At 72.0% G+C, this 521-nt stretch carries 1 protein-coding gene; it reads left to right on the forward strand.

Annotated features, from left to right (window positions below; all coding sequences use genetic code 11):
- The coding region (locus tag ACFWY9_RS40950; RefSeq protein WP_378341422.1) for a hypothetical protein at nucleotides 1-400 on the forward strand (400 nt) is incomplete at its 5' end.
- Between the last annotated feature and the right edge of the window lie 121 nt (nucleotides 401-521).

Raw genomic sequence — 521 nt, forward strand, 5'->3', positions numbered from 1 at the left:
CAGGGCGTTCACCCCCACCGCCCCGATCCACCCGCCGGCCGGGTCCGCGAAGGGAGGCCTCATGGGGAGGGTGGCGTTCACCGAGTTCATCACCGTGCGGCGGTACGCGAGATCACTCGCCCGGCTGCCGGAGGCCGACCGCGCGGCACGGTTGGCGGCCCTGGCGCAGTTCGCCGAGTTCGTCGGGCGGACCCCGGACGAAATGATCGAAGAGGTCTTCGACGAACGAACGCGCCGCTATCGGAGACAGGGTTTCTACAGCGACAAGGCCAGGGAGTTCGCCGCGCTGGACGGGCCGCCCGCGATCCGGATCGCCCGTGGTGTCATCGTCCGCGCGTTCTTCGCGGCCAATGGGCGGCGGTTGCTGCCCGAGTACGCCGAGTGGTCCCGCCCGCTCTGAAGGGGACCTTCCTCTCGTAGGACGTGCTGAAGGGGGCTTTGGTGGCGGGTGGGGGGGTGTGATTGGCCGGGCTCGCGCCCGCAGGCCCCGGGGGGGCGGGGCGCTGCGGCGTCCCAGACGG

Origin of the sequence: Amycolatopsis sp. NPDC059027 (assembly GCF_042739735.1) — a bacterium.
Lineage (GTDB): Bacteria > Actinomycetota > Actinomycetes > Mycobacteriales > Pseudonocardiaceae > Amycolatopsis.